At 65.7% G+C, this 22,491-nt stretch carries 24 protein-coding genes; 10 read left to right on the forward strand and 14 right to left on the reverse strand.

Annotation, left to right across the window (positions count from 1 at the left end):
• Window positions 1–55 precede the first annotated feature (55 nt).
• Window positions 56–1,096, reverse strand: coding sequence for a class II fructose-bisphosphate aldolase (gene fbaA / locus CH249_RS18695; protein ID WP_032397153.1), 1,041 nt, complete (start codon window positions 1,094–1,096; stop codon window positions 56–58).
• Window positions 1,097–1,383: 287 nt separating this feature from the next.
• On the opposite strand from fbaA, the gene CH249_RS18700 reads away from it, so the two are divergent.
• Window positions 1,384–2,088 carry a VTT domain-containing protein gene (locus CH249_RS18700; RefSeq protein ID WP_045198665.1) on the forward strand — a complete coding sequence of 235 codons (705 nt, stop codon included), beginning with the start codon at window positions 1,384–1,386 and terminating at the stop codon, window positions 2,086–2,088.
• A 28-nt stretch (window positions 2,089–2,116) separates the two neighbouring features.
• Entirely contained in the window at window positions 2,117–2,812 is a 696-nt protein-coding gene (locus CH249_RS18705) for a DedA family protein (RefSeq protein ID WP_045200918.1), read from the forward strand.
• Between the two features lie 31 nt (window positions 2,813–2,843).
• Here CH249_RS18705 and CH249_RS18710 read toward each other — a convergent pair whose 3' ends face one another.
• The 4 genes from CH249_RS18710 to CH249_RS18725 all read right to left on the reverse strand — a co-directional run bounded on the left by CH249_RS18710 (window position 2,844) and on the right by CH249_RS18725 (window position 6,275).
• Entirely contained in the window at window positions 2,844–3,980 is a 1,137-nt protein-coding gene (locus tag CH249_RS18710; protein ID WP_094681966.1) for a glycoside hydrolase family 76 protein, read from the reverse strand.
• Window positions 3,981–4,054: 74 nt separating this feature from the next.
• The gene (locus CH249_RS18715) at window positions 4,055–4,744 is read right to left on the reverse strand and encodes an RNA methyltransferase (protein ID WP_179273147.1); all 690 of its coding nucleotides are present in this window, start codon (window positions 4,742–4,744) and stop codon (window positions 4,055–4,057) included.
• Window positions 4,741–5,349, reverse strand: coding sequence for a DUF6636 domain-containing protein (locus CH249_RS18720; protein WP_179273146.1), 609 nt, complete (start codon window positions 5,347–5,349; stop codon window positions 4,741–4,743). The genes CH249_RS18715 and CH249_RS18720 overlap by 4 nt, the downstream gene beginning before the upstream one ends.
• 137 nt (window positions 5,350–5,486) lie before the next feature.
• A complete protein-coding gene (locus CH249_RS18725) occupies window positions 5,487–6,275 on the reverse strand; it encodes an SDR family oxidoreductase (RefSeq protein ID WP_045200914.1) in 789 nt (262 codons plus the stop codon).
• Between the two features lie 89 nt (window positions 6,276–6,364).
• On the opposite strand from CH249_RS18725, the gene CH249_RS18730 reads away from it, so the two are divergent.
• The gene (locus CH249_RS18730) at window positions 6,365–6,817 is read left to right on the forward strand and encodes a hypothetical protein (protein WP_032397157.1); all 453 of its coding nucleotides are present in this window, start codon (window positions 6,365–6,367) and stop codon (window positions 6,815–6,817) included.
• On the opposite strand, the gene CH249_RS18735 is transcribed toward CH249_RS18730, so the two are convergent.
• A complete protein-coding gene (locus tag CH249_RS18735) occupies window positions 6,788–7,423 on the reverse strand; it encodes a lysoplasmalogenase family protein (protein WP_045198660.1) in 636 nt (211 codons plus the stop codon). The genes CH249_RS18730 and CH249_RS18735 overlap by 30 nt on opposite strands.
• Window positions 7,424–7,556: 133 nt before the next feature.
• Between CH249_RS18735 and CH249_RS18740 the strand changes: the two genes are divergently transcribed.
• The 5 genes from CH249_RS18740 to CH249_RS18760 all read left to right on the forward strand — a co-directional run bounded on the left by CH249_RS18740 (window position 7,557) and on the right by CH249_RS18760 (window position 12,615).
• Window positions 7,557–8,153, forward strand: a complete 597-nt coding sequence (locus tag CH249_RS18740) for a hypothetical protein (RefSeq protein WP_094630975.1) — start codon at window positions 7,557–7,559, stop codon at window positions 8,151–8,153.
• Window positions 8,154–8,227: 74 nt separating this feature from the next.
• Window positions 8,228–8,689 (forward strand): MarR family winged helix-turn-helix transcriptional regulator, encoded by a 462-nt coding sequence (locus tag CH249_RS18745; protein ID WP_032397159.1) that lies wholly within the window; start codon window positions 8,228–8,230, stop codon window positions 8,687–8,689.
• A complete protein-coding gene (locus tag CH249_RS18750; RefSeq protein ID WP_094630977.1) occupies window positions 8,686–9,912 on the forward strand; it encodes an MFS transporter in 1,227 nt (408 codons plus the stop codon). Before CH249_RS18745 ends, CH249_RS18750 begins: the two co-directional genes overlap by 4 nt.
• A 275-nt stretch (window positions 9,913–10,187) precedes the next feature.
• Window positions 10,188–12,020, forward strand: coding sequence for a hypothetical protein (locus tag CH249_RS18755; protein WP_094681967.1), 1,833 nt, complete (start codon window positions 10,188–10,190; stop codon window positions 12,018–12,020).
• On the forward strand, window positions 12,007–12,615 hold the full coding sequence (locus tag CH249_RS18760) for a class F sortase (protein WP_094681968.1): 609 nt from the start codon (window positions 12,007–12,009) through the stop codon (window positions 12,613–12,615). The genes CH249_RS18755 and CH249_RS18760 overlap by 14 nt, the downstream gene beginning before the upstream one ends.
• A gap of 22 nt (window positions 12,616–12,637) precedes the next feature.
• On the opposite strand, the gene pyrE is transcribed toward CH249_RS18760, so the two are convergent.
• The 5 genes from pyrE to clpB all read right to left on the reverse strand — a co-directional run bounded on the left by pyrE (window position 12,638) and on the right by clpB (window position 18,721).
• Window positions 12,638–13,186, reverse strand: coding sequence for an orotate phosphoribosyltransferase (gene pyrE / locus CH249_RS18765; protein ID WP_032397163.1), 549 nt, complete (start codon window positions 13,184–13,186; stop codon window positions 12,638–12,640).
• A gap of 103 nt (window positions 13,187–13,289) precedes the next feature.
• Window positions 13,290–13,868, reverse strand: coding sequence for a LemA family protein (locus tag CH249_RS18770; RefSeq protein WP_032397164.1), 579 nt, complete (start codon window positions 13,866–13,868; stop codon window positions 13,290–13,292).
• 58 nt (window positions 13,869–13,926) lie between these two features.
• On the reverse strand, window positions 13,927–14,997 hold the full coding sequence (locus CH249_RS18775; RefSeq protein WP_094646768.1) for a hypothetical protein: 1,071 nt from the start codon (window positions 14,995–14,997) through the stop codon (window positions 13,927–13,929).
• An 85-nt stretch (window positions 14,998–15,082) separates the two neighbouring features.
• Entirely contained in the window at window positions 15,083–16,078 is a 996-nt protein-coding gene (locus CH249_RS18780; RefSeq protein WP_094681969.1) for a DUF5666 domain-containing protein, read from the reverse strand.
• A gap of 96 nt (window positions 16,079–16,174) precedes the next feature.
• Window positions 16,175–18,721, reverse strand: a complete 2,547-nt coding sequence (clpB, locus tag CH249_RS18785) for an ATP-dependent chaperone ClpB (protein WP_032397165.1) — start codon at window positions 18,719–18,721, stop codon at window positions 16,175–16,177.
• Window positions 18,722–18,924: 203 nt separating this feature from the next.
• Here clpB and CH249_RS18790 point away from each other — a divergent pair, with 203 nt between their 5' ends.
• Complete coding sequence (locus CH249_RS18790; RefSeq protein WP_094681970.1) at window positions 18,925–20,088, forward strand: globin domain-containing protein; 1,164 nt, start codon at window positions 18,925–18,927, stop codon at window positions 20,086–20,088.
• Between the two features lie 22 nt (window positions 20,089–20,110).
• On the opposite strand, the gene CH249_RS18795 is transcribed toward CH249_RS18790, so the two are convergent.
• Window positions 20,111–20,782 (reverse strand): hypothetical protein, encoded by a 672-nt coding sequence (locus CH249_RS18795; RefSeq protein ID WP_143544543.1) that lies wholly within the window; start codon window positions 20,780–20,782, stop codon window positions 20,111–20,113.
• Between the two features lie 293 nt (window positions 20,783–21,075).
• Here CH249_RS18795 and CH249_RS18800 point away from each other — a divergent pair, with 293 nt between their 5' ends.
• Window positions 21,076–21,495, forward strand: a complete 420-nt coding sequence (locus tag CH249_RS18800) for a helix-turn-helix domain-containing protein (RefSeq protein ID WP_032397406.1) — start codon at window positions 21,076–21,078, stop codon at window positions 21,493–21,495.
• Here the strand turns inward: CH249_RS18800 and CH249_RS18805 are convergent.
• Window positions 21,492–21,806, reverse strand: coding sequence for a DUF2277 domain-containing protein (locus CH249_RS18805; protein ID WP_045198644.1), 315 nt, complete (start codon window positions 21,804–21,806; stop codon window positions 21,492–21,494). The genes CH249_RS18800 and CH249_RS18805 overlap by 4 nt on opposite strands.
• A 22-nt stretch (window positions 21,807–21,828) precedes the next feature.
• Window positions 21,829–22,404, reverse strand: a complete 576-nt coding sequence (locus tag CH249_RS18810) for a TetR/AcrR family transcriptional regulator (protein ID WP_045198642.1) — start codon at window positions 22,402–22,404, stop codon at window positions 21,829–21,831.
• Window positions 22,405–22,491: the final 87 nt, after the last annotated feature.

Raw genomic sequence — 22,491 nt, forward strand, 5'->3', positions numbered from 1 at the left:
TTCCGCAGGCTCCACTCCTACCTCGTAGCCTGCTACGAAGTTCCGCTCACGGGGATCAGCCGGCGCTGACGCTGCGACCGGCGGACTTGAGGTCGTTGCAGGCCTCGACGACACGGGCCGTCATCCCGGCCTCGGCCTTCTTGAGGTAGCTGCGCGGGTCGTAGGCCTTCTTGTTGCCGACCTCGCCGTCGACCTTGAGCACACCGTCGTAGTTGGAGAAGAAGTGTCCGGCGATGGGACGGCTGAACGCGTACTGGGTGTCGGTGTCGACGTTCATCTTCACCACGCCGTACTCGAGCGCCTCTTCGATCTCGCTCTTCGCCGAACCCGATCCACCGTGGAAGACGAAATCGAAGGGCTTGGATCCCGATGCCAGACCGAGCTTCTCCGACGCAACCCGCTGACCGTCTGCCAGCACCGACGGCTTGAGCTTGACGTTGCCCGGCTTGTACACGCCGTGCACGTTGCCGAAGGTCGCCGCCAGCAGGTAGCGCGAGCCCGCGTCGCCTGCGCCGAGGGCCTCGACCGTCTTGAGGAAGTCCTCGTTCGAGGTGTAGAGCTTGTCGTTGATCTCGGCCTCGACGCCGTCTTCCTCGCCGCCGACGACACCGATCTCGACCTCGAGAATGATGTTCGCAGCCGCAGCGCGGGCCAGCAGATCCTTGGCGATCTCGAGGTTCTCGTCGATCGGGATGGCCGAGCCGTCCCACATGTGCGACTGGAACAGCGGGTTCTTGCCTGCGTCGACGCGCTCCTGCGAGATCGCGATCAGCGGACGAACGTACGTGTCCAGCTTGTCCTTGGGGCAGTGGTCGGTGTGCAGAGCGATGGTGACGTCGTACTTGGCCGCGATCACATGCGCGAACTCGGCGAGCGCCACGGCACCGACGACCATGTCCTTGATACCGAGCCCGGAGCCGAACTCGGCTCCGCCGGTCGAGAACTGGATGATGCCGTCGCTACCCGCGTCGGCGAATCCCTTGATGGCGGCGTTGATGGACTCGGAACCCACACAGTTGATTGCCGGAAAGGCGAACTTGTGTTCCTTCGCCCGGCCCAGCATCTCGGCGTAGACCTCGGGAGTTGCGATAGGCACGGCGTCATTCCTCCATAGAAAAGTTCGGTTGTGTCCAGTGCAGTATGGCAACCTCCCGGCCCGGTGTCGTGCGTACCCGCACCCCTCCGGTCATTCCGCAGGCTCCACTCCCGCGCCCCTCCGATCATTCCGCAGGCTCCACTCCCGCTGACCGGCCGGGAGCGACGGCCCGTCGACGGTGCCGAACAAGCCATCACGTTCACAGCAGAGCGACACCATCTGTTCAGGACTTACCAGTTTCGGCCGGTAGTGTGGGCGCGGTGAGTCTCCTAGCTGCCTCGGAAACGATGACGACGAACCTGGCCCTGTTGCCGGGCTTTCTCGACCCGGTGAACCTGCTCAACTCCTTCGGGCACTGGGTGTTGATCGGGCTGCTGCTGGTGGTCTTCATCGAGTCCGGGCTGCTGTTTCCGCTGCTCCCAGGTGATTCCCTCCTCTTCACGGCCGGGTTGATCGCCGCGTCGAAGTCCACCGAGATCGAGCCGTTCGCGTCCATCTGGACCCTCGTCGTTCTGATCCCGATCGCGGCCATCCTCGGCGACCAGGTCGGCTATCTCATCGGCACCAAGGGTGGCGCGGCCCTGTTCAAGAGCAACGATTCGCGATTCTTCAAGAAGAAGTACATCGACGAGTCGCACCTGTTCTTCGAGAAGCACGGCCCGATCACCATCATCCTGGCGCGCTTCGTACCGATCGTGCGTACGTTCGCACCGGTCGTCGCCGGTGCGTCGCACATGAAGTACTCGCTGTTCCTCACCTACAACGTCGTCGGCGGCGTCCTCTGGGGCGCGGGCGTGACGGTGCTGGGGTACCTGCTCGGGCAGATCGCGTTCATCCGCGAGCACGTCGACATCATCTTCCTGATCATTGTCGCCGTTTCCGTCCTCCCCATCGTCGCCGAGGTCGGCAAGCGCATGATCAAGGCCCGCAAGACCCCGCTCGGGGAGGCGGCCGACGTGATCGAGGCCGACGCCCCGGACACCAAGTCCTGATCGAGATCTTCCGAAAGTGATCGAGTCCATGTCGTCGATTACCACTGCGCTGTCGACCGAGTCCGTCCAGGCCGCCGGCAGTTTCGGTCCGTTGGAGACAGCGGGCCCACTCGTCGTGTGGATCGTCGTGATGACCTTCGTGTTCATCGAATGCGCAGTGATCATCGGGTTGTTCCTGCCCGGAGACTCGATGTTGATCACGGCAGGAATCGTGATGGCGACCCACGCGTCGGGCACCGGTCACATCTGGGCGCTGTCGCTCGGTGCGATGGTCGCCGCCATCGCAGGCAACCAGGTGGGCTATTCGATCGGCCACCGGACCGGCTCGACTCTGGTGGCCCGCAAGAACGGCAAGTATCTCAACACCAAGAACCTGCACAAGGTCAATCTTCTGCTCGAGAAGCACGGTTTCTGGGCGGTGCTGGTCGCGCGGTGGATCCCCTGGGTCCGCACCCTGTGCCCGCTGGTCGCAGGTGCTGCGAAGATGGATCACCGCAAGTACACGATCGCCAGCACTCTCGGTGCCATCATCTGGGCTCCGGTGCTGCTGCTGATCGGGTTCTACTTCGGGTCGTTCATCGAGGGCATCCCCTGGCTGATGCCCGCCGTCCTCATCGGCATGGTGGTGCTGCTCGTCGTCGGAACCGGTCTCGGTATCTGGCAGTACCGCAAGGAAATGGCACGGCCCGAAGAGACCATCGAGGTCGAAGAGGTAGTCGAATAGGGTCTGCGTCGGTCCGCTCCGACGAGGTGTTCTAGAAACCCGCAGCCGAGACTCGGTAGGCCGCTTCCATCAGCATCCAGCCGCCGAGCTGCACCGAGAAATCCCGTTCGGGCACATCGGACGGTCGGACCGTGCCCTCGGCGAAGGTGGCGATGTGCAGGCCTTGCCCCGGGAAGCGGGCTTCGCGGGTCCAGTCGGCTCCGAACAGTGGATTGTCTTCCACTTCGAGGCGGTTCTCCCACGCCGACTCGGCCGAGTTCAGCACGATCGCCGCAGCGAGTTCGCGTGCCCGGTCGTCGGCGTCCGAGTCCCCGGGTAGCTCCACCGCGACCATGGCCAGGTAGCGCGCGAGGATGGGGTTGAACAGGCCGCCGTCTCCCCCACCGCCGCCGGTGACGACGAGGTTGCGGGTCAGGTGGTTGTCGACGGCGTCGACCAGGGCATGGACTCGCTCGGCGTGCCGGGGTTCTCCGAGTCGGACAGCGAGTTCGGTCTCGAGGCCCAACGTGACGCCCTGGCAGTAGCTGTACACGGCGCGTTCCATCTCGCCGGTCTTTCCGGCGTCGACGAGTGCACGAGTGGAATGCATTCCGTCCAGAACGAGCCCCGTACGCGGGTCCTTGAGGGTGCGGTCCATCCAATCGGCCATCTCCTGGGCACGCCACAGCCGACCGGTGCGGGCCAGCAGGATCGCGGCCGGGCCGTTGGCGGGTGCGTTGTAGAAGTCCGACTTCTTGCGCCACGGAATGCCGCCGCCCTCGGCCGGAGCCCAGGCGTCGAACAATTCCATCTCGATCTGCTGGATGCCACCGCGATTGCCGACGAAATGCTGCCGCTGCGCGCGTTCGAGCGCCAACCCGAGCCACGCCATGTCGTCGTAGTAGTTGTTGGTCCACCCGCTGACGTTGCGGGTTCGGTGCGCTCGGGTGATCTTGTTCAATCGCCGACGGCGCTTGGCGGTGAGTTCACGATCGGCGGCGTCGACCGCGCAATCGAGCAGGTGGGCCTGCCACCAGTAGTGCCAACGCAGGAACATCCGTTCCGAACGCGCCGGTGGCCAGGCGACGACTCCCAACGTCGTGCCCGGCAGCCCCCACAGCCGACGCATGTGCCGCGCGACGACGGCCCCCTCCGCAGCGTCCGCACGCTGCGACCACAACTCCTGCATAGCCGCAATCCTGCCACTACCGTTGCCGATTCGTTACATCCCGCCCCGGAAACCCCCTCGGACAGCGCTGCGACTCACCACGCTGCATCGAGATCCGCGTGCCGCCGAATCCACGAGTGCATGGCAATCCCGGCGGCAACACCTGCATTGATGCTGCGCGTGGAACCGAATTGCGCGATCGATACCGTCATCGAAGCCGACTCGCGGGCACTGTCGGTGACACCCGGTCCCTCCTGACCGAAGAGCAGCAGACAGTGACGCGGCAACTCCGCGGTCTCGATCGGTACCGACCCAGGGGTGTTGTCGACGGCCACGACCACGAGGCCCTGCTCGGCCGCGAACGCCATCAGCGCCTCCACCGAGTCGTGGTGATGGATGTGCTGGTAGCGGTCGGTGACCATGGCACCGCGACGGTTCCACCGACGACGTCCGACGATATGGACCGCCTGCGCGGCGAAGGCGTTCGCGGTGCGCACCACCGTCCCGATGTTCGCGTCGTTGGTGAAGTTCTCGATGGCGACGTGCAGCGAATGCCGTCGGGTGTCGATGTCGGCGACGATCGCCTCGCGTCGCCAGTAGCGGTAGGCGTCGACCACGTTGCGGCGATCTCCGCCCGCGAGCAGGTCCGGGTCCAATCGCGGATCGTCGGGTGGCGGTTCGGTGTGCGTGTCGAACCACGGTCCGACGCCGTTCGGGTTCTCACCCCACTCGGTGGGGCCGGCATCGTCCGACGACGATTCGCTGCCGATCGTGTTCTCGCTCAATAGACTTCGTTGCTGTCCGGTGCGATGCGGAAGCCGTGCCCGGTTGCGTCGTCGACGCACGAGATGCCGTTCTCGGCGGACGTGCAGGTGAATCCGTTCTCGGAGATGCTCGCTCCGACCGCCAGCGGTGGATCGATCGTCTCGCCGCCCGAGGTGTAGACCACACCGCCGGAACACATGAACGCCGCCGGGCCATCGTTGGTGACACGAATACCGTTGCCCCAGTTGATCATGCAGTCGTCGGGCCGCGGCGGCACCGGGGTGGTGGTGCCCTGACACCCGGCCTCGACACGACTGGAGAGCGGCACGATCCCGCACTGGAACAGACCGTCGGGGGAACTGAAGTAGTACGCACCGCCGATGGCGGCGTACGTCGTCTGCGGTTCCGCGGTGGGCGGCGGCTCCACCGGAGGCGGGGGCGGCGGCAGTGGCACTTCCGTGGTCGTCACGGGCGCAGGAGTGGTGGTGGTCTGCGTCGTCGTCGGCACCGGAGTCGTGGTCGACGCAGGCGGCGGAGGCTGGGCAGCGGACTCACTGCTGCAGCCGGCGAGAACGAGCGCAGTACCGACCCCGATTCCCACCAACCAGGCTCGTGCCCAACCCATTTGCCGTGCCCTGCTCGATCGCTGCCCGCTCGCACCCCACGTAATCGGCATGAAGAAACCCCGACCCACCTTTCGACATCGACTGCTCGAAAGACCGACGATACCGGCGCAGTGCCGGCATCGTCCGGCGAGGAGTTCTAGGTGTGGCTCAGACGCCGGTTGACCTCGCGAGTGAGCCATGCGGGCGAGAAGCGCGAGCCGAGCGAGAGTGCCTTGGACGGCAGGCCGACCGGGAAATGCACCTTGTGCAACCGACGCTTCACCGGACGAGTCGCGTCGAAGATCGCGTCGGACACGTCCTTGACGGTGAGCTTGATACCCAACGAGCTCGTGGTGCCCGTCGACACGCCCTGCGTCATCGCCGTTTGGACGAACAGCGGCCACATGGCCTTGACCGAGATGTCGTACTTGCTCCACTCGAGATCCAACGCCTCGGTGACGCCGCGCACCGCGAACTTGGTCGCGCCGTAGGTCACCAACTCGGGCTGACCGTAGATGGCCGACGCGGAACACAGGTTGACGACCTGCGCGCCTGCGGTGTCCTTGAGGTACGGGAAGGCCGCGAGGGTGCCATAGATGACCCCGTTGAAGTTGATGTCGATCTGACGACGATGCACCGACAGCGGCATGTCCTCGAAGGCACCCGCGGCGAGAATTCCGGCGTTGTTGATCAGAATGTCGAGTCGACCGTCACCCTCGGTGACGAACTCCTTCAGCCGGGTTTCCCACTGGTCGGAGTTGGTTACATCCAAGATGCCGGTGACGACGCGGCCGCTGAGCGAGGCAGCTTCCTTGCCGAGCGAGGCCAAGCCGGTCTCGTCGATGTCGTATGCACCGACGAGGTAGCCGTTGGCCGCGAACTTGAGAGCCGTCGCGCGGCCGATACCGGCAGCTGCGCCTGAGATGAAGACAGTTGGTCGAGTCACATCGATCACCGTACATGTAACCCTACTTACCGGTAACCCCCTATCGTCGAATATCGAACAGTCGCCTCCGGCGACCCAGGAGCACCGAAGTGAACAACGCGAGAATCGTGCGAGCAGTCGTCGTCGTGACGATCGGATACGCCATCGTGCTGGCGATCTGGATCGGCTGGCTGATGAAGCGAACCCCGCCCGGGACGCTTCCGTACCAGCTGGCGGCCCTGGTCGCCGGATTCGGCGCGGCCCTCGGCCTGGCCATGATGCTCGCGGGACGACCGACGCGTGAGCAGAAGGAACTGATCGAACACGGCGTCGAAGGATGGGCGACGGTCGATGCGATCCGTCGCATCGACGAGAACACCGCCGAGTTGGACCTCGAATTCACCGTGCCCGGCTCGAGCAGCTACTTCGGCAAGATCGTCTACGACGTCCCCCGCTCGGACACCTCGCGGTTCGAGCCGGGCACCGTCATCGCCGTTCGCGTCGACCCCGCCCACCGCGAGCGAGTGCTGCTGCTACCCCGAAGCGAGGGCTTCGACGAGTAGGACCTGCGCCGCGACGTAGGTCGACAGGACTATGGCCTCCGCGGTCCGCCGCTGACGATCCTCGGTCAGGAACAGTCGGCGGAAGACGATCAGTGCGTCGGATGCAGTGAACAAGGCACCGCCGATCATCAGCCGTCGATCGCCGCCGCGGGAGACAGAACGAGCAGACAGGGTCGACGTGGTCGCGAGCACCGCACCGTACGCGATCAGGGTCGACGCCACCGCGGGCTGTCGCCTGGCCAGTAGCGTCGCCGCGGCCGCCCATCCGGCGTACCGCGGAACGGCGTCGATCAGTGCCGGACGCGCACCCTTGCGGTACAGCAGATACGTATAACTGCCCTGCATCACGGCGAACGCACGCGCACCCCATTCCAGAGCGGAGTCGTCGTCCGGGTCGATCAGTAGAACGTCGCCGATCGTTGCGGCCGCGAGACCAGCCGTGAGCACCCGATCTCGGCCCGGATCGAGGCCGCTCGCCAGGGCCGGGACTATCAGAGGCTTGGCCATGCGCTGCAACGGTATCGACCCCGTCCAGGCACCGACCACGGTCACCGCACCTGCTATCAGCGCGGCCGCACGAGCCCGCCGAACCCGACCGACAACCATCGCAGACCTCCACCCGAACATCTCGTCACAGTGAGCATCACATGTGACGCTGACCCCTATCGCTTGATACTCGCAGGTTGCGTCGCCATCGTGGAAAGGTCGGTCGGATCATTTCGAGGCAGTGGGGACCAGCATGCGCCGCAAACTCACCGGGCAGGACAGTTCGGGCCGCTCCGCGTTCGCAGGCCACCCCAACCCGTTGCTCCGCGACTGTGACGTTCGCCAGGCTCGCATCAAGCACTGGGTGACCGCACTGCTGATCCTCATGGTTCCGGTGTCGCTGTGGATCGGTGCCGCCGCCCACACCGATCAACAACAGCGACTCGAGGACCAGAAGACCTCGATTCACCAGGTCACCGCGACCACCACCGCCGCCGCCGAATCCACACCCGTCGCATCGACCGAATTCGGCGCGTCCGGCGCAGCGGCGACCGCCGTCGACTCACGGTGGGTCTACCGAGGCGTCGAGCACACCGGACGCGTCAGCGTGGACACCGGATCACCCGTCGGCACCACCACGCAGATCTGGGTCGACGACAGCGGCAACCCGAGCATGCGGCCACTGACCTCGTCGGACGTCGTGGCCGCGTCGATCTTCAACACCATCGGTAGCTGGGTGCTCGTGGCATCGATTCTCATCGGCTTCCATCACCTGATGCGCTTTCGCTACGACGGTCATCGGGACGCCGAGTGGGACCGCGACATCGCCGCTCTCCTCCGCCAGTACTGACGCGACCCCCGGTGCCCTTCCGCAGGTCACCTGTGCCGTTGCATTAGATAGTTAGTGTATGTAACAATAAATCGGTGAGTCACTCCGACGCAGACATCCGGGACCTTCTGTCGCAATTGGTCACCAGCTCGTCACGTTTCGTCCGATTGGCCGCACGGTTCGGCAGCGACGAATGGCCGAGAGCGTGGATGCGGGCGCTGTCGTTGCTCGAGGAATATCAGCCCCTGCGCATCAGCACGTTCGCCGAGCTGGACCGCTGCTCCCAACCGTCGGCGACGGCCTTGCTCGCCAAGCTGAGCAAGAGCGGCCTCGTCACCCGAACCGCCGATCCCGACGATTCCCGTGCCGTCCTCATCGAGATGACCGACGACGGCCACCGATGGCTCGCCGCGAGTCGACGCCACATCGTCGACGGACTGGTGCCGTACCTGTCCGACCGCGACCCGGAACAGATCCAGAAACTGACCGACGGACTGAGCGAGCTTCGCAGCATCCTCGAGCCCGTCGATCGCGGAATGAGAGGAACCTCTTCGTGACCACCAGCACCTCCCCCGACAGCCTGCTGAAGCAACCGCGAGCGGTGTGGGCCGTCGCGTTCGCCAGCGTCATCGCCTTCATGGGCATCGGCCTCGTCGATCCCATCCTCAAGCCCATCGGTGAACAACTCGATGCCTCGCCGTCTCAGGTGTCGTTGCTGTTCACCAGCTACATGCTCGTGACCGGATTCGCGATGCTTATCACCGGGGTCGTGTCGAGCCGCTTCGGACCCAAGCGCACCCTGCTGGCCGGACTGGCGATCATCGTCGTCTTCGCGGCACTGGCGGGCACGTCCGGATCGGTCGGCGAGATCATCGGTTTCCGCGCAGGCTGGGGACTGGGCAATGCCCTGTTCATCGCGACGGCGCTCTCGACCATCGTCGGTGCCGCATCGGGAGGTGTCGCTCGCGCGATCATCCTCTACGAGGCCGCTCTGGGTATCGGTATCGCCACCGGACCCCTCGTCGGTGGCGTTCTCGGCGGGTTCAGCTGGCGCGGACCGTTCTTCGGCGTTGCCGCACTGATGGCCGTCGCGTTCATCCTGCTCGTCGTCATGCTGCCGGACACCCCGAAGCCCGCGCACACCACCTCGATCCTCGACCCGTTCCGCGCGCTTCGTCACCGCGGCCTGCTCACCGTCGGCATCACCGCGCTGCTCTACAACTACGGATTCTTCACCCTCCTCGCCTACACCCCTTTCCCGTTGGACATGGGCACGTACTCCATCGGCTTCATCTTCTTCGGCTGGGGCCTGTGCCTGGCGATCGCATCGGTGTTCGTGGCACCGAAACTGCAGCGGGCCTTCGGAACGCTGAACATGATGATGCTCGCGTTGCTGCTGTTCGCCCTCGACCTGGCCGCCATGGCGATGTTCACCGAGAACAAGATCGTCCTCATCGTGGGAACCGTCGTGGCCGGGCTGTTCCTCGGCGTCAACAACACGCTGATCACCGAGACCGTGATGATCTCGGCACCGGTCGAGCGCTCGACGGCGTCGGCGGCCTACAGTTTCGTTCGCTTCACCGGCGGGGCCGCGGCTCCTTACCTGGCCGGCAAATTGGGCGAGTCGAACATGCACGTCCCGTTCTGGGTGGGTGCCGCCTGCACCGCTCTCGCCATCGTGGTCCTGGCGACCGGCCGGAAGGTGCTCGCTCATGTCGACGACCACGAACCCGCACCTCACAGCATCGACGAGGCCCGGGCCGTGACGGTCGGCGACTGAAATACCTTCACCTGAACAGGTTTTCGCGGCGGTCGAGATCTTCGGATCTCGACCGCCGTTGGCTTTCGCAATTCTCACTCGTCACATGAGTCCCATCAGTAACACTTTCATAACCAATTCTCAGGTAAAGGCTTGAACGGTTCCCGAGACCGGCCGGTTGGTTTACGGTCACGTCAACACGGTTGTTCGTGTGACTCACCAACTACACCCGTTCCGCGTGGGAGGGCGGGTGCGCGCAGCACTCTGCTGCCACTGACCGAAGGGCCACAATCTCCATGTCGCAGAAGTCGATCGCCAGGTCCAAGAGGGCGCGCCTCGCCGCTGCCGGGGCCGCCATGGCACTGTCCCTCTCCATCGCTGCACCGGGAATTGCCAGTGCGCAGGATCAGACACCCGAAAGCTCCGCAGTCGAGCAGCCGGCCACCGAGGGCGGCACCGAATCCGGAGCTCCCACCACCGAGGAGGGCGCAGCGGTCGAAGGATCCGCCACCGTCGACGCGCAGATCGAAGCACCTGCTCCGGCCGTAACCCCGGAAGACGCCGCAGCCGCAGCGGCCGCAGCCGTCCCGGCCCCCGAGCTACCGTCGACCATCCGCCCGCTGCCCCAGGTCACCGGCGGCGTCGTCTTCAACGACGACGGCACCGCGACGGTCAACCTCGACGTCATCCCGCAGCTGTCCGACGCGGAGAGGCAGGCGATCGCCGACGCCGAAGCGGCCAGCAAGCTTGCCGCCGAAGCATCTGCCGCCGCTCAGGTGCGCCTCGAGACCGCCAAGGCCGCCGACACCGCCGCGAGTAGCGACGCCACCAAGGCCGAGGTCGCTGCAGCCGAGGCCGACGTCAAGGCCAAGGCTGCCGTCACGGCCGCCGCATCGGCCAAGGTCCAAAGCGAGGCCGCGAGTGCTGCGGTCACCGCAGCCAAGAAGGACGCTGCCGAGCTCGAGACCGCGGCCGACGAGGCCAAGGCGGCAGCGGACCAGGCCGCAGCCGACGCGAAGACGGCGGAGGATCTGGCTGTCGAGCTCGAAGCCGCAGCGGTATCGGGCGACCCCGAAGCCACCGCCGCAGCTGCGGCCGCCCGCGCCGACGCGAACGCGAAGGCCGAGCTCGCCGCCAGCGCCAAGGTCGAGGCCGATGCGTCGACCAAGGCCGTCGAGGACTCCCTCCAGGCACTGCAGGACTCGTTCAAGAACTTCAACCTCGCCAAGGTCGCTGCCGCCACCAGGGCCGCAGCTGCCACCGCGGCCAAGTCGCTGGCCTTGCACATCGAGGCTCAGACCGCAGCTGCGGTGGCCGCGATGGCCGAGCAGAACGCCAAGAACCTCGAAGCCGCAGCCGAGGCTGCCGCAGGCGAGGAGACCGAATCGCAGAAGGCTGCAGCCGACGCCCGAACAGCAGCCGATGCGGCCAAGGCCGACGCCGACGCCAAGGCAGAGGCGGCAACCGCAGCCCAGGCCGCACTCGACGCCGCCCCGTCGGACGCGGACATCGCGGCACTGCAGAAGACGGCCGACGACGCCGCGCAGGCAGTTCTGGACGCCGACGCCGCGGTTGTCGCCGCCGATGCAGATCTGGCAGCCAAGACCGAGGCAGCCGCGGCAGCCAAGGCCAAGGCGACGGAGGCCGCGGACGCCCTGGCAGCCGTACAGGCCGACGTCGATGCCGCCAAGGCCGATGCCGACGCGAAGGCCAAGGCCGAGGCCGATCTGAAGGCCGCAGCAGCCGAACTGGCCGCCAGCGGACCGAAATTCGAGTGGACGATCAACCTCGGAAATGTTGTCCGCGAGGACGTTCCGGTCACCGAGATCGACGAGAACACCGTCGTCGTCGACGAGACCGGAGTGTCACTGGTCGGTGTCAGGAACGAGGACGGATCGTTCACCGTCGCGGACTACTTCACCACCGACGAGAACGGTGTCGTCAGCGTTGCCGGCGATCTGCCGCCGGTCGATCTCGCTCTCGGCGATTCCTCCGACGAGGCATCGGGCGGGTCGGACAGCTCGTCCAACACCCCGGTGATCCTGGCCGGAGTCGGCGTGGTCGTGGTCGCGGCAGCAGGCGGAGCGTTCTACCTGCGTCGCCGCAGCTCCACCGATGCCACCTCGTAGAACCCGCTGGCTGTGGACGGCGATCCTGACCCTCGCTCTACTCGTATCAGGTTGTGCGAGTGACGAAGTCGGGATCGCCGCACCCGATCGCTCGCCGGTGCAGTCACAGATCTCGGTGGCCGCACCGGCGAGCGACGTCGCTCCCGCTCAGCCGGACCACATCGAACTCCGATCCTCGGACGGCACGACCTACCTGAGCAGCCCGATCCATCCCGACCCGCTCTACCGCGGCGGCGACAGTGGCCAGGTGCTGAACCCGGTCGACGAACTGCCCGCATGGTGGGCCGAGAGCGGAATGCCGGGAACCGCGACCGAACAAACGGTAGTGGTTGCCGGACATAACTATTCGAAGCGTGACGCCCCGTTCAAGGCGTTGCGGGTAGTCACGCCGGGCGACACCGTCGTGTTGCGCACCCCGAGCGGCACCTTGCAATACACGGTCGAATCGGTCGGCCCTCTACCTAAGGGATCTCTGCTCGCGGACAACGAACTCCGACGCTCGGTACCGGGACGATTGATCCTGGCCAACTGCGACGTCCAGGGCGGCGAACCCACCGACGACAACTTCGTCGTCGTCGCGCAACTCGTTCGCTGACAAGCTCTTTCGGAGCCAGGGGTTACAGGCCGAGGTCCGCCAGGCCGAGGAGGGATCGATATTCGAGACCCTCTGCGGCGATGACCTCGTCCGCCCCGGTCGCCCGATCGACCACCGTGGCCACGCCGACGACCGTCGCTCCCGCGTCCCGCAGAGCCTGCACGGCAGTGAGCGGAGAATTTCCGGTGGTCGTCGTATCCTCCACCACCAGAACACGTTTGCCGACGATGTCCGGACCCTCGATCCGACGCTGCATGCCGTGCGCCTTCGCGGCCTTGCGCACCACGAACGCATCGATCGGACGCCCCTGCGCATGCATGATCGACATCGCCACCGGATCTGCACCCATCGTCAGACCGCCGACCGACACGAAATCCCAGTCGGCAACCAGATCACGCATCAACGAACCGATCAGCGCGCCTGCCCGATGATGCAGAGTCGCGCGACGAAGATCGACGTAGTAGTCGGCTTCCTTGCCCGACGACAACGTCACCTTCCCATGCACGACGGCAAGCTCTTTCACCAAATCGGCCAGTTCCTGCCGGTCCGAATTCGCGGCACTGTCGGCCATGTTCGGATTCCTCTCGTCGCACCACGGATCTTCGATAGGTCGGTACGAACTTACCCACCGACCCGCGCAGGCGCTCCCGCCGGCTCCGCTGATCGTTCTGCCACTAGGCAGCGATCTCGGCCGACTGCTGCTCGTCGAGCAGTTCCTTGGTTTCCACGAACGGTTCCGGTGCGGTCAACGAACGAGCCCTGGCGACGAGCGAGGACGGGAACGTGCCGATCGCCTGCGACAACCGATACGCGTTGTCGTTGTACACCCGCACCGCGCCTGCGATACGGCGCTCGGTGACGTTCAGTTCACCGGCCGGGCCTTGAAACGACCAATTGCCCAACGCGTTCCGACGCGCATCGGCATCGGCGAGCACGGCGTGAAACGCGGCGGACAGGGCGTTCTCGGCGGCGGCCTGCGCCTGCAGACCCAGGCTGCGATCGCGCACGGCCTTGGACCACGAACGTGCACCGCCGAGCTGACGCAGCAGATCAGCGGACAGCCCGGTGGCCTCCGCGGCGGCGAGGAACGGGCCCAACTGCTCGTGACGCCGATCGAGCTCGACATCGACCAGCCGCAGACTCTGCTCCGTCTGATCGCTGTATCGACCGAGTCGACGCACCGCGACCACCACGTAACCGACCACGACAATGAGGACCAGGACTGCCACGACAACACCCGAAGAAACCGTCACGAGGTACGAATTTAGCCGCGTAAGCGCGTCTGCGCCCGTAAACACGCCCGAACTTCGATCACGGCTGATTGCGTCGGCGGTCCGAGTCGAACGGAATCGGACGCGAGACGGGCGGACGTGGCACCGGACGCGACGGATTCGCCCTACTTGCGGCCTGCGGACCGGCAGCATCGGGCCTCGGCGGACGCGGCCTGCGCCCCGGCTCCTGCGGACGCGGCTCCTGCACACGCGGTTCCTGAACACGAGGTTCCTGAACACGGGGTTCCTGGATACGCGGTTCCTGGACACGGGGCTCGGCGGCGCGAGGAGGCCGCACCCTCGGCTCAGGCGTGTTGGGTGCAGGGGTTCTGGGCTCGGCGACGGGCGGCTCCGGGCGTCGAACCGCCTGAATACGGGGTTCGGCCACGCGAGGCCGAGGATTGTGTGCCACGGGTGCTTGCTGCGTGGGTGCCTCGTGCACCGACGGCCTACCGGGATCACTCCGATCATCACCGGGGCGAGCGCCGTAGACCGCGCTTCCGCGAACCGGCGGCAGCACGTGCAACATGCCCGACAGTCTCGCGACCGCGTCGATCGCGGCATCCCAATCGCGACCGACACTGCCGAGCGGCAGTGACCCGAGCGTCCAGTCCTTCTCGCTCCACAGCAGCTGCAGATTCTCCGGGATGGACTCGGTGAACGCTGCCATCCGCTGGTCGCAGACACGCCGAGCGATGTCGACGTCGGTTGCGAACACCACGCGTGGGCCGATGGAACCGAGCAGTTCCATGTCCTCGTCGCGCGGCGGTGGCGTCGAGCGGGGCCGAAGATCGATGTCGACATCCGAACCGACCGAGCGTTGCACGGCCACGATCGTGCCCGTCTCCTCGACGTCGAAGAGAACGAACTCCTCACCGCGTCGAACGCCGGTCACCACTCCGAGAGCCACGTCGAACTCCGGCTTGGACAGGGCAGCGCGCGAGAACCGCGTGACCAGTTCTCGATCGTGCGGTCGGTACTCGTATCCCTGAGCCTTGGCCCACATCTGCCGTACACGTCCGGACCGATCTCGCTTGGACCTGTCGATGTAGAGCAGGGCCACTGCACCCATCAGTGCAATTGCCGCAAGGCCGAACCACATTGCCGTCATCGCGAACCACCTTAATCGACATCGACACCTTCGCCGCCCACCACCGCCGGGGCCTGTGAACCGTCCCTACTGCGACGCGGGTTGCCTAACCACCCAGACTCGGCGTTTCGATGATGACGTTCGCGCGAATCGTTCCGTCCTCGACGGCCTCGCCCTGCACCACGACGAATGCACCGACGGTCAGCGACGCCAGATCGCTACCGGACAACGAGATTATCTGGGTCTGGGGTGTGGTCTGCACCGTGACCGGGGCCCCGTCGAGACCGTCGAGCGTCAGAGTCGAGCCGTCGTTGGCGGTGATCGTTCCCACCGACGAGCCGAGCTGGCCGAGAATCTCGGGAATTCCCCCCGGGATCAGCTCGGGTGTGGTGGCCGTGCCCGATTCGGTGGGCTGCGGCGTGGTCGTGGGCGCAGTCGAGGTGGGCGGCCGGATCGAGGTCGACGGCGCAGTCGCCGTGGTCTCGGGCTCGTCCGATCCCCCGCTCAGGAAGGAAATGCCGAACACCACGACGATGGCGAGAACGACGAGTCCGATGAGCGCCAGAACCCACGGTCGGGGCCCCTTGCTGCCGGAATCGGCGTCGTTCGGTCCTTCGGTGGGAGGTGGGGAACCGTACTCCGGCGGCTGTCCGAACTGCTGAGTGTGGCCGAACTGCTGAGTGTGGCCGTACTGCGCAGTGTCGTAGCCCGGAGCCTGCCCGTACTGCTGGGGTTGCCCGTACTGAGCAGTGTTGTACCCCGGCGCCTGGCCGTAACCCGGGGCCTGACCGTACTGCTGGGTCTGGCCGTAGGCCTGATTCGCCGCAGCCTGCTGCTCGGGGTCGTAAGGCGGAAACGCCTGCGTCGGCTGATACCCCGGCGGATACGCCTGCGGGTCCGGATTCTGGTAGGCCGCGTTCTCGTAGCCCGGGTTCTGATACGCCTGCGTCGGATATGCCTCGGTCGGGTGAGCGCCGTCGGGATTTTGCTGGGTTCCGGAGTACGGCCGACCGTCGTCCTGGGTCGGCTCGGACGACTCCGCCTGGCGTGCCGCGTCCTGATCGCGCTCTCGAGGTGACCGCGGGTCGTCCGGATTCGTCATTCCACGAGCGTACCCACCCGCTGCACCCCGGTCGAAGCACGAAACAGGCCCGCACGAGCAGCGCTCGTGCGGGCCTGTTCGGACAGGCGACCCCGGCTAGCCCAGGATCAGGTGCTCGCCATCCGGGCTGACGTTGACCGACACCACATCGCCGTCGTGGACCTCACCGGCGAGGAGCAACTTCGCCAGTTGATCCCCGATGGCCTGCTGGATCAGTCGACGCAGCGGACGCGCACCGTACAGCGGGTCGTAACCGCGCACCGCGAGCCACATCTTCGCCGGCGACGACACCTCGAGTGTCAGGCGACGAGCCGACAGACGCTTGGCCAGGAAGCCGAGCTGGATGTCGACGATCGACTCGAGCTGATCCTCGGACAACGCGTCGAACACCACCACGTCGTCGAGTCGGTTGACGAACTCGGGCTTGAACGAACGCCGCACCGCGTCCATCACCTGCTCCTTGGTACCGCCGGCACCGAGGTTGGAGGTGAGGATCAGGATCGTGTTGCGGAAGTCGACGGTCCGGCCCTGGCCGTCGGTGAGACGGCCCTCGTCGAGCACTGCGAGCAGGATGTCGAACACGTCGGGGTGTGCCTTCTCGACCTCGTCGAAGAGCACCACCGTGTACGGCCGCCTGCGCACGGCTTCGGTCAACTGTCCGCCGGCCTCGTAGCCCACGTAGCCCGGAGGTGCACCGACGAGCCGAGCGACGGCATGCTTCTCGCTGTACTCACTCATGTCGATGCGCACCATGGCCCGTTCGTCGTCGAACAGGAACTCCGCCAACGCCTTCGCCAGCTCGGTCTTGCCGACGCCGGTGGGGCCGAGGAAGAGGAACGATCCCGTCGGACGGTTGGGATCGGCCACCCCGGCACGGGAGCGCCGGACCGCGTCGGACACCGCTTGTACGGCGTCCTTCTGTCCGACGACTCGCTTGCCTAGTTCGTCCTCCATGCGGAGCAGCTTGGCGGTCTCGCCTTCGAGCATCCGGCCGGCCGGAATTCCGGTCCAGGCCGCGACGACGTCGGCGACGTCGTCCGGTCCCACTTCCTCCTTGAGCATCACCTCGCCCTGAGCAGGAGAGTCCTCGGTCTTGGCGGCGAGCTCCTTCTCGAGCGTCGGGATGCGTCCGTAACGCAGCTCGGCGGCCTTGCCCAGATCGCCGTCGCGTTCGGCGCGGTCGGACTCCCCGCGCAGGTTCTCGAGCTCCTCCTTCAGGACCCGCACCGAGTCGATGGCGTTCTTCTCGTTCTGCCAGCGGGTGCTGAGCCCGGCGAGCTTCTCCTGAAGATCGGCCAGTTCCTGGCGGAGCTTGTCGAGGCGAGCCTTCGACGCGTCGTCGGTCTCCTTCGCCAGGGCCATCTCCTCGATTTCGAGGCGGCGGACGGCCCGCTCCACCTCGTCGATCTCGACGGGGCGCGAGTCGATCTCCATGCGCAGCCGCGACGCGGCCTCGTCGACGAGGTCGATGGCCTTGTCCGGCAGGAAGCGGGCGGTGATGTACCGATCACTGAGCGTTGCCGCAGCGACCAGGGCGGAGTCCGTGATCCGGACGCCGTGGTGCACCTCGTAGCGTTCCTTGAGTCCGCGCAGGATTCCGACGGTGTCCTCGACCGAGGGCTCTCCGACGTAGACCTGTTGGAAGCGTCGTTCGAGGGCAGCGTCCTTCTCGATGTACTTGCGGTACTCCTCGAGGGTCGTCGCACCGACCAGACGCAGTTCGCCGCGGGCCAGCATCGGCTTGATCATGTTGCCCGCGTCCATCGCGGACTCGCCGGTCGCGCCGGCACCGACGATGGTGTGCAGCTCGTCGATGAACGTGATGACCTGGCCCGCGGAGTTCTTGATGTCGTCGAGCACGGCCTTGAGCCGCTCCTCGAACTCACCGCGGAACTTCGCCCCCGCGACCATGGAACCGAGGTCGAGGGAGACGACGGTCTTGCCGCGCAGGCTCTCCGGAACATCGCCTGCCACGACCCGTTGGGCGAGTCCCTCGACGATGGCCGTCTTGCCGACGCCGGGCTCGCCGATGAGCACCGGGTTGTTCTTGGTGCGTCGCGACAGGACCTGCACGACACGCCTGATCTCGGTGTCGCGCCCGATGACGGGATCGAGCTTGCCTTCGCGGGCCAGCGCGGTCAGGTCGGTGCTGTACTTCTCCAGCGCCTGGTAGGTGTTCTCGGGATCTGCGCTGGTGACCCGCGCGCTGCCCCGGACGGCCTGGAAGGCGTCGCGCAATTCGTTGGGTCCGGCTCCGTGGCCGCTCAGAAGCTTGGCTACGTCGTCGTTGCCGGTCGCCAGGCCCACCATGAGGTGCTCGGTCGAGACGAACTCGTCGTCGAGTTCGGTGGCCAGATGCTGCGCGGCGGTGATCGCGGCGAGGGTTTCACGGCCGAGTTGCGGAGTTGTGGTCGAGCCGGATGCCGAGGGCATGCGATCGACGAGGTTCTGCGCTTCTCGACGCACCGTTGCAGGGTCGACGCCGACGGCCTTCAACAAGGGTGTGGCGATGCCGTCGGTCTGATCGAGCAACGCCACCAACAAATGTGCCGGACGAATGTCCGGGTTACCGGCCGCGGATGCGGCCTGCAGGGCAGCAGAAAGCGCTGCCTGCGACTTCGTGGTGGGAGTGAAACTGTCCACCGGTCACCTTCTTTCTCGGATCGGGTTTCGTGACTGTCGCTGGGTACAACCATAGACAAGTTGAGTCTGTTCCGCTCAACCCTGATTTTCTTCGTGCGCGACTCTGCACATTCCGCACCGTGCGCGATACCCTCGATCGGTCTACTTTGGAGACGGTCGACGGCAGTGACCGGTGGGGCAATCGGTGGGGTGGAGGTAGATCGATGCTCGACGCACGCACGATCTCCCTGGTTCGCACCGGATTCAAGTCCGTCGTGGCCGCCCAGGACGGACCGGCGCGGCTGTCTCGGTCCTTCTACGGCCACCTGTTCGCCGAGCACCCCCACTTCCGCGCCCTGTTCCCCGCGTCGATGGATGCGTTGCGTGAACACTTCGTCATGGCGCTCGGGTACGTCTTCGAGCATCTCGACGACCCCGACCGCGTCGAACCGTTCCTCGAGCAGCTCGGCCGGGACCACCGCAAGCACGGAATCTCGGGCGCGCACTTCCGTGCGGGCAGCTCGGCCCTGATCAGCGCGTTCCGCACCTTCGCCGGCAACGAGGTGTGGACCGACGAGGTCGAGACGGCCTGGAACGACACACTCACCGTCGTGAGCGACGCAATGGCCGAAGCCGCCGACAACGACGAACTGCCGCCGTTCTGGAGTGCCACCGTCGTCGAACATCATCGGCTTCTCGACGACCTCGCGGTCGTGCGGCTCAAGACCGACGGCGAAATTCCGTACTTCCCCGGGCAGTACGTCAGTGTGCAGATTCCGCAGCGGCCCAAGCTGTGGCGGTATCTGTCCCCGGCCATCCCCAGCAATCCGTACGGCGAGATCGAGTTCCACGTCCGACGCGTATCCGGGGGCTGGGTGTCGCCGGCGATGGTCACCGAGACCGCGGTCGGTGATCGCTGGTCCATCAGCCCGCCACTGGGCGGGATGCACGTCGATCGCGCGATCCGCGAGGACGTGCTGATGATCGCGGGAGGTACCGGCCTGGCTCCGCTGCGCGCGCAGGTCATGGAGATGGCGCAGCGCAGCAACAATCCGCGGGTGCATCTGTTCGTCAGCGGGACGTATCCGTGCGATCTCTACGATCTGGACACGCTGTGGCAGCTGTCTCTGTCCAATCCGTGGCTGACGGTCGTTCCGGTGACCGAGGAGCTCGAGAATCCGTGGTGGTACTCGGGCACACCTCGCGAACTGCCATGGGGAATGCACCACCGTCTGCACGGCGCGGTGGGCAAGGTGGTGACCCAGTTCGGCTCGTGGGCCGATCGGCAGATTCAGATCTGTGGGTCGCCGTCGATGGTTCGGACAACGATCTACGCCCTCCGCAGGGTCGGCACACCGATGGAGCACATTCAGCACGATCCGTTCTGAATCACGTTGCGCTGCTCGGGTTTCAGCTCGACAAAGACTTCGGCGGCAGATCCTCGACGATTCCGCCCGCCACCAGGCGAGGAGTCCAGGTCTCGGTGATGAGCCTGCCGTCTCCGGTGATGATCGCGTCGGGATCGGGGTCGATCAGAATGGGATAGCCCGCGTCCGCGTCGGCCAGGACGTTCTGCACCAGAAGGTCGTTCTCGATGGTGTAGTGCACGCGAACCGGATGCAGATCCGAGTCGAAAGCCCATGGGCGGCCGATGAAGATCACCGCATCACCGGAATCGTCGAGTACCGACACCGAGCCGTCGTGCTCGAGCCGCAGGCTCCACCGAGGCGGCATGGACGTGACGAACTCGAAGCGGTGGGGCGCTCGGGTGTCGAGCAGGTGGATCATCAGCAGTGCACCGTCCCAGGGATCTCGTTGCGGGACAATCACTTCGAACGATCCACATTCGTAGAACCTGGATCCGAACGGACCCGGGATACCTGCGCCGAGATCGTCTGCGATGGCGAGTTCGAGCCGAACGAATCCGGAGCCGTCCTCGGCGCGGAGCATGATTCCCTCGGACGGGTGCGGCATGGGCGATTCGTCCCGCGGTGCGTAGGACAGCACTGCACGAAGCAGAGGCTCGACCACCTCCGCGTCACCGTCTCGTGAATCGAACGTTCGTCGTCGACGACCGGTCATCTCCACCCCCTCCGCCTGGCAAGACAGTCTGCCACCGAGGCTCCGATCACGCGCCCGATTCTGCGGAAAAGCATTCGTTCGATCCCGTTTCCCCGGGTACCCGGCCGCGCGGACTCGGCCCCGCACGTCACCCCCCTCATGAAACCGATCAGTCCGATTCTGGGACGGATTTCTGCAGGTCAGCCATGATTCGACGGGATCACGACAGCGGCTACTATGAGCCGGTTCGGTCCGTGGCGGACCGATCTGCCCGGGTGGGCAGCGGCTGTATCAGGAAGGCACACACATCCCCGATGTCCGCTGATTTCGCCGCACGTCTGAACCATCTGTTCGCCACGATCCACCCGCCCGGACGCAAGCCACACACCAATGCCGAGGTCGCCGACGCACTCGCCCTGCGCGGGCACCAGATCTCAAAGCCGTACATCTCGCAACTGCGGTCGGGGCAGCGCGTCAATCCGTCCGCCGACACCGTGGCGGCACTCGCCGCGTTCTTCAAGGTCAAGGCCGACTACTTCTTCGACAACATCTATGCGGCCAAGGTCGATCACGACCTCGAACTGCTCACCCAGCTGCAGGGATACGGCCTACGTCGCCTGTCCGCCAGGGCATTCGACCTGTCCGAGGAATCTCAGAACCTGCTCAGCTCGATGGCCGAGAAGCTGCGCGTGAGCGAAGGACTTCCAGCGGTGCCGCCGGACAGCACCGTCTAGGATCCGGCTTTCGAGGCCGATACGGGTCGTTCCGCAGGCTGCACTCCCGCGGCCGCAATTCGCGCCTGCACTTCGGGACGCCTCAGTGGCGGCACCGTCGGCGGTGGCTGACGCCGCTCCGGGAGCGCGTCGAGGAGCCGGTGCGTCGTTGCCGTCACCTCGGCGACGGCAACCTCGAAGGCGTCACGGGTGGCGTCCGAGGTCTTCTGCACACCACTGATCTTGCGGACGTACTGACGCGCGGCCGCTTCGATCTCCTCGTCGGTTGCGTGTGGTTCCAGCCCTCGCAGGGTGGTGATGTTTCGGCACATGCATCGACGATAACCCCGCAGCTCACACCTCGAGAAGACCTGCCACGGCACGTAGACACACCGCACGAACCTGTTCTCGGCTCAGAGTTCTGCGCTCCACCCAGTCCAGGCACACCGCTCGCACGAAGGCCACCCACCCGCGCAGTGCGGTGCGGACAATTTCGTCGTCGCGGAATCCTTCGGGCAGAGCAGCCAGGATCCGCTCCTGCTGGATCTCGAACTCGCGCCTGAGGATGTCGTCGATCCGTCGGTCTCCCAGCAGAGACCCGCGGTTGACGGCGCGGACGCCGTGCGCGTGCTCGTCGGTGTAGGAGATGTATGCATCGAGACCGGCGGCGATCTGCTCGAGGACCGGAAGGGAGGTGTCCGGTGCGGTGAGGTCGAGGTTTCGCTCGGATTCGGTGCGCACGACCTCGACGAAGAATTCACGCTTGGACGGGAAGTAGTGGTACATCAACCCGCGGGAGACGCCTGCGAGGTCGGCGACCTCCTCGATCCACACGTCCTCGTAGGGCCGCTCGGCGAACAGCGCCGAGCCGATCTCGAGTAGCTGCGCACGCCGTTGCGTCGGCGTCATCCGCTTACGGGGTGTGGTCATGGGACTCGAACTTTACTTGACACGGGTTCAACAGTGAGTACGGTCACTATTGGACACCGGTTCAACAGGCTTGTCTCTAAACGATGG

This window comes from Rhodococcus sp. 05-2255-3B1 (assembly GCF_002258545.1).
Classification (GTDB): Bacteria; Actinomycetota; Actinomycetes; order Mycobacteriales; family Mycobacteriaceae; genus Rhodococcoides.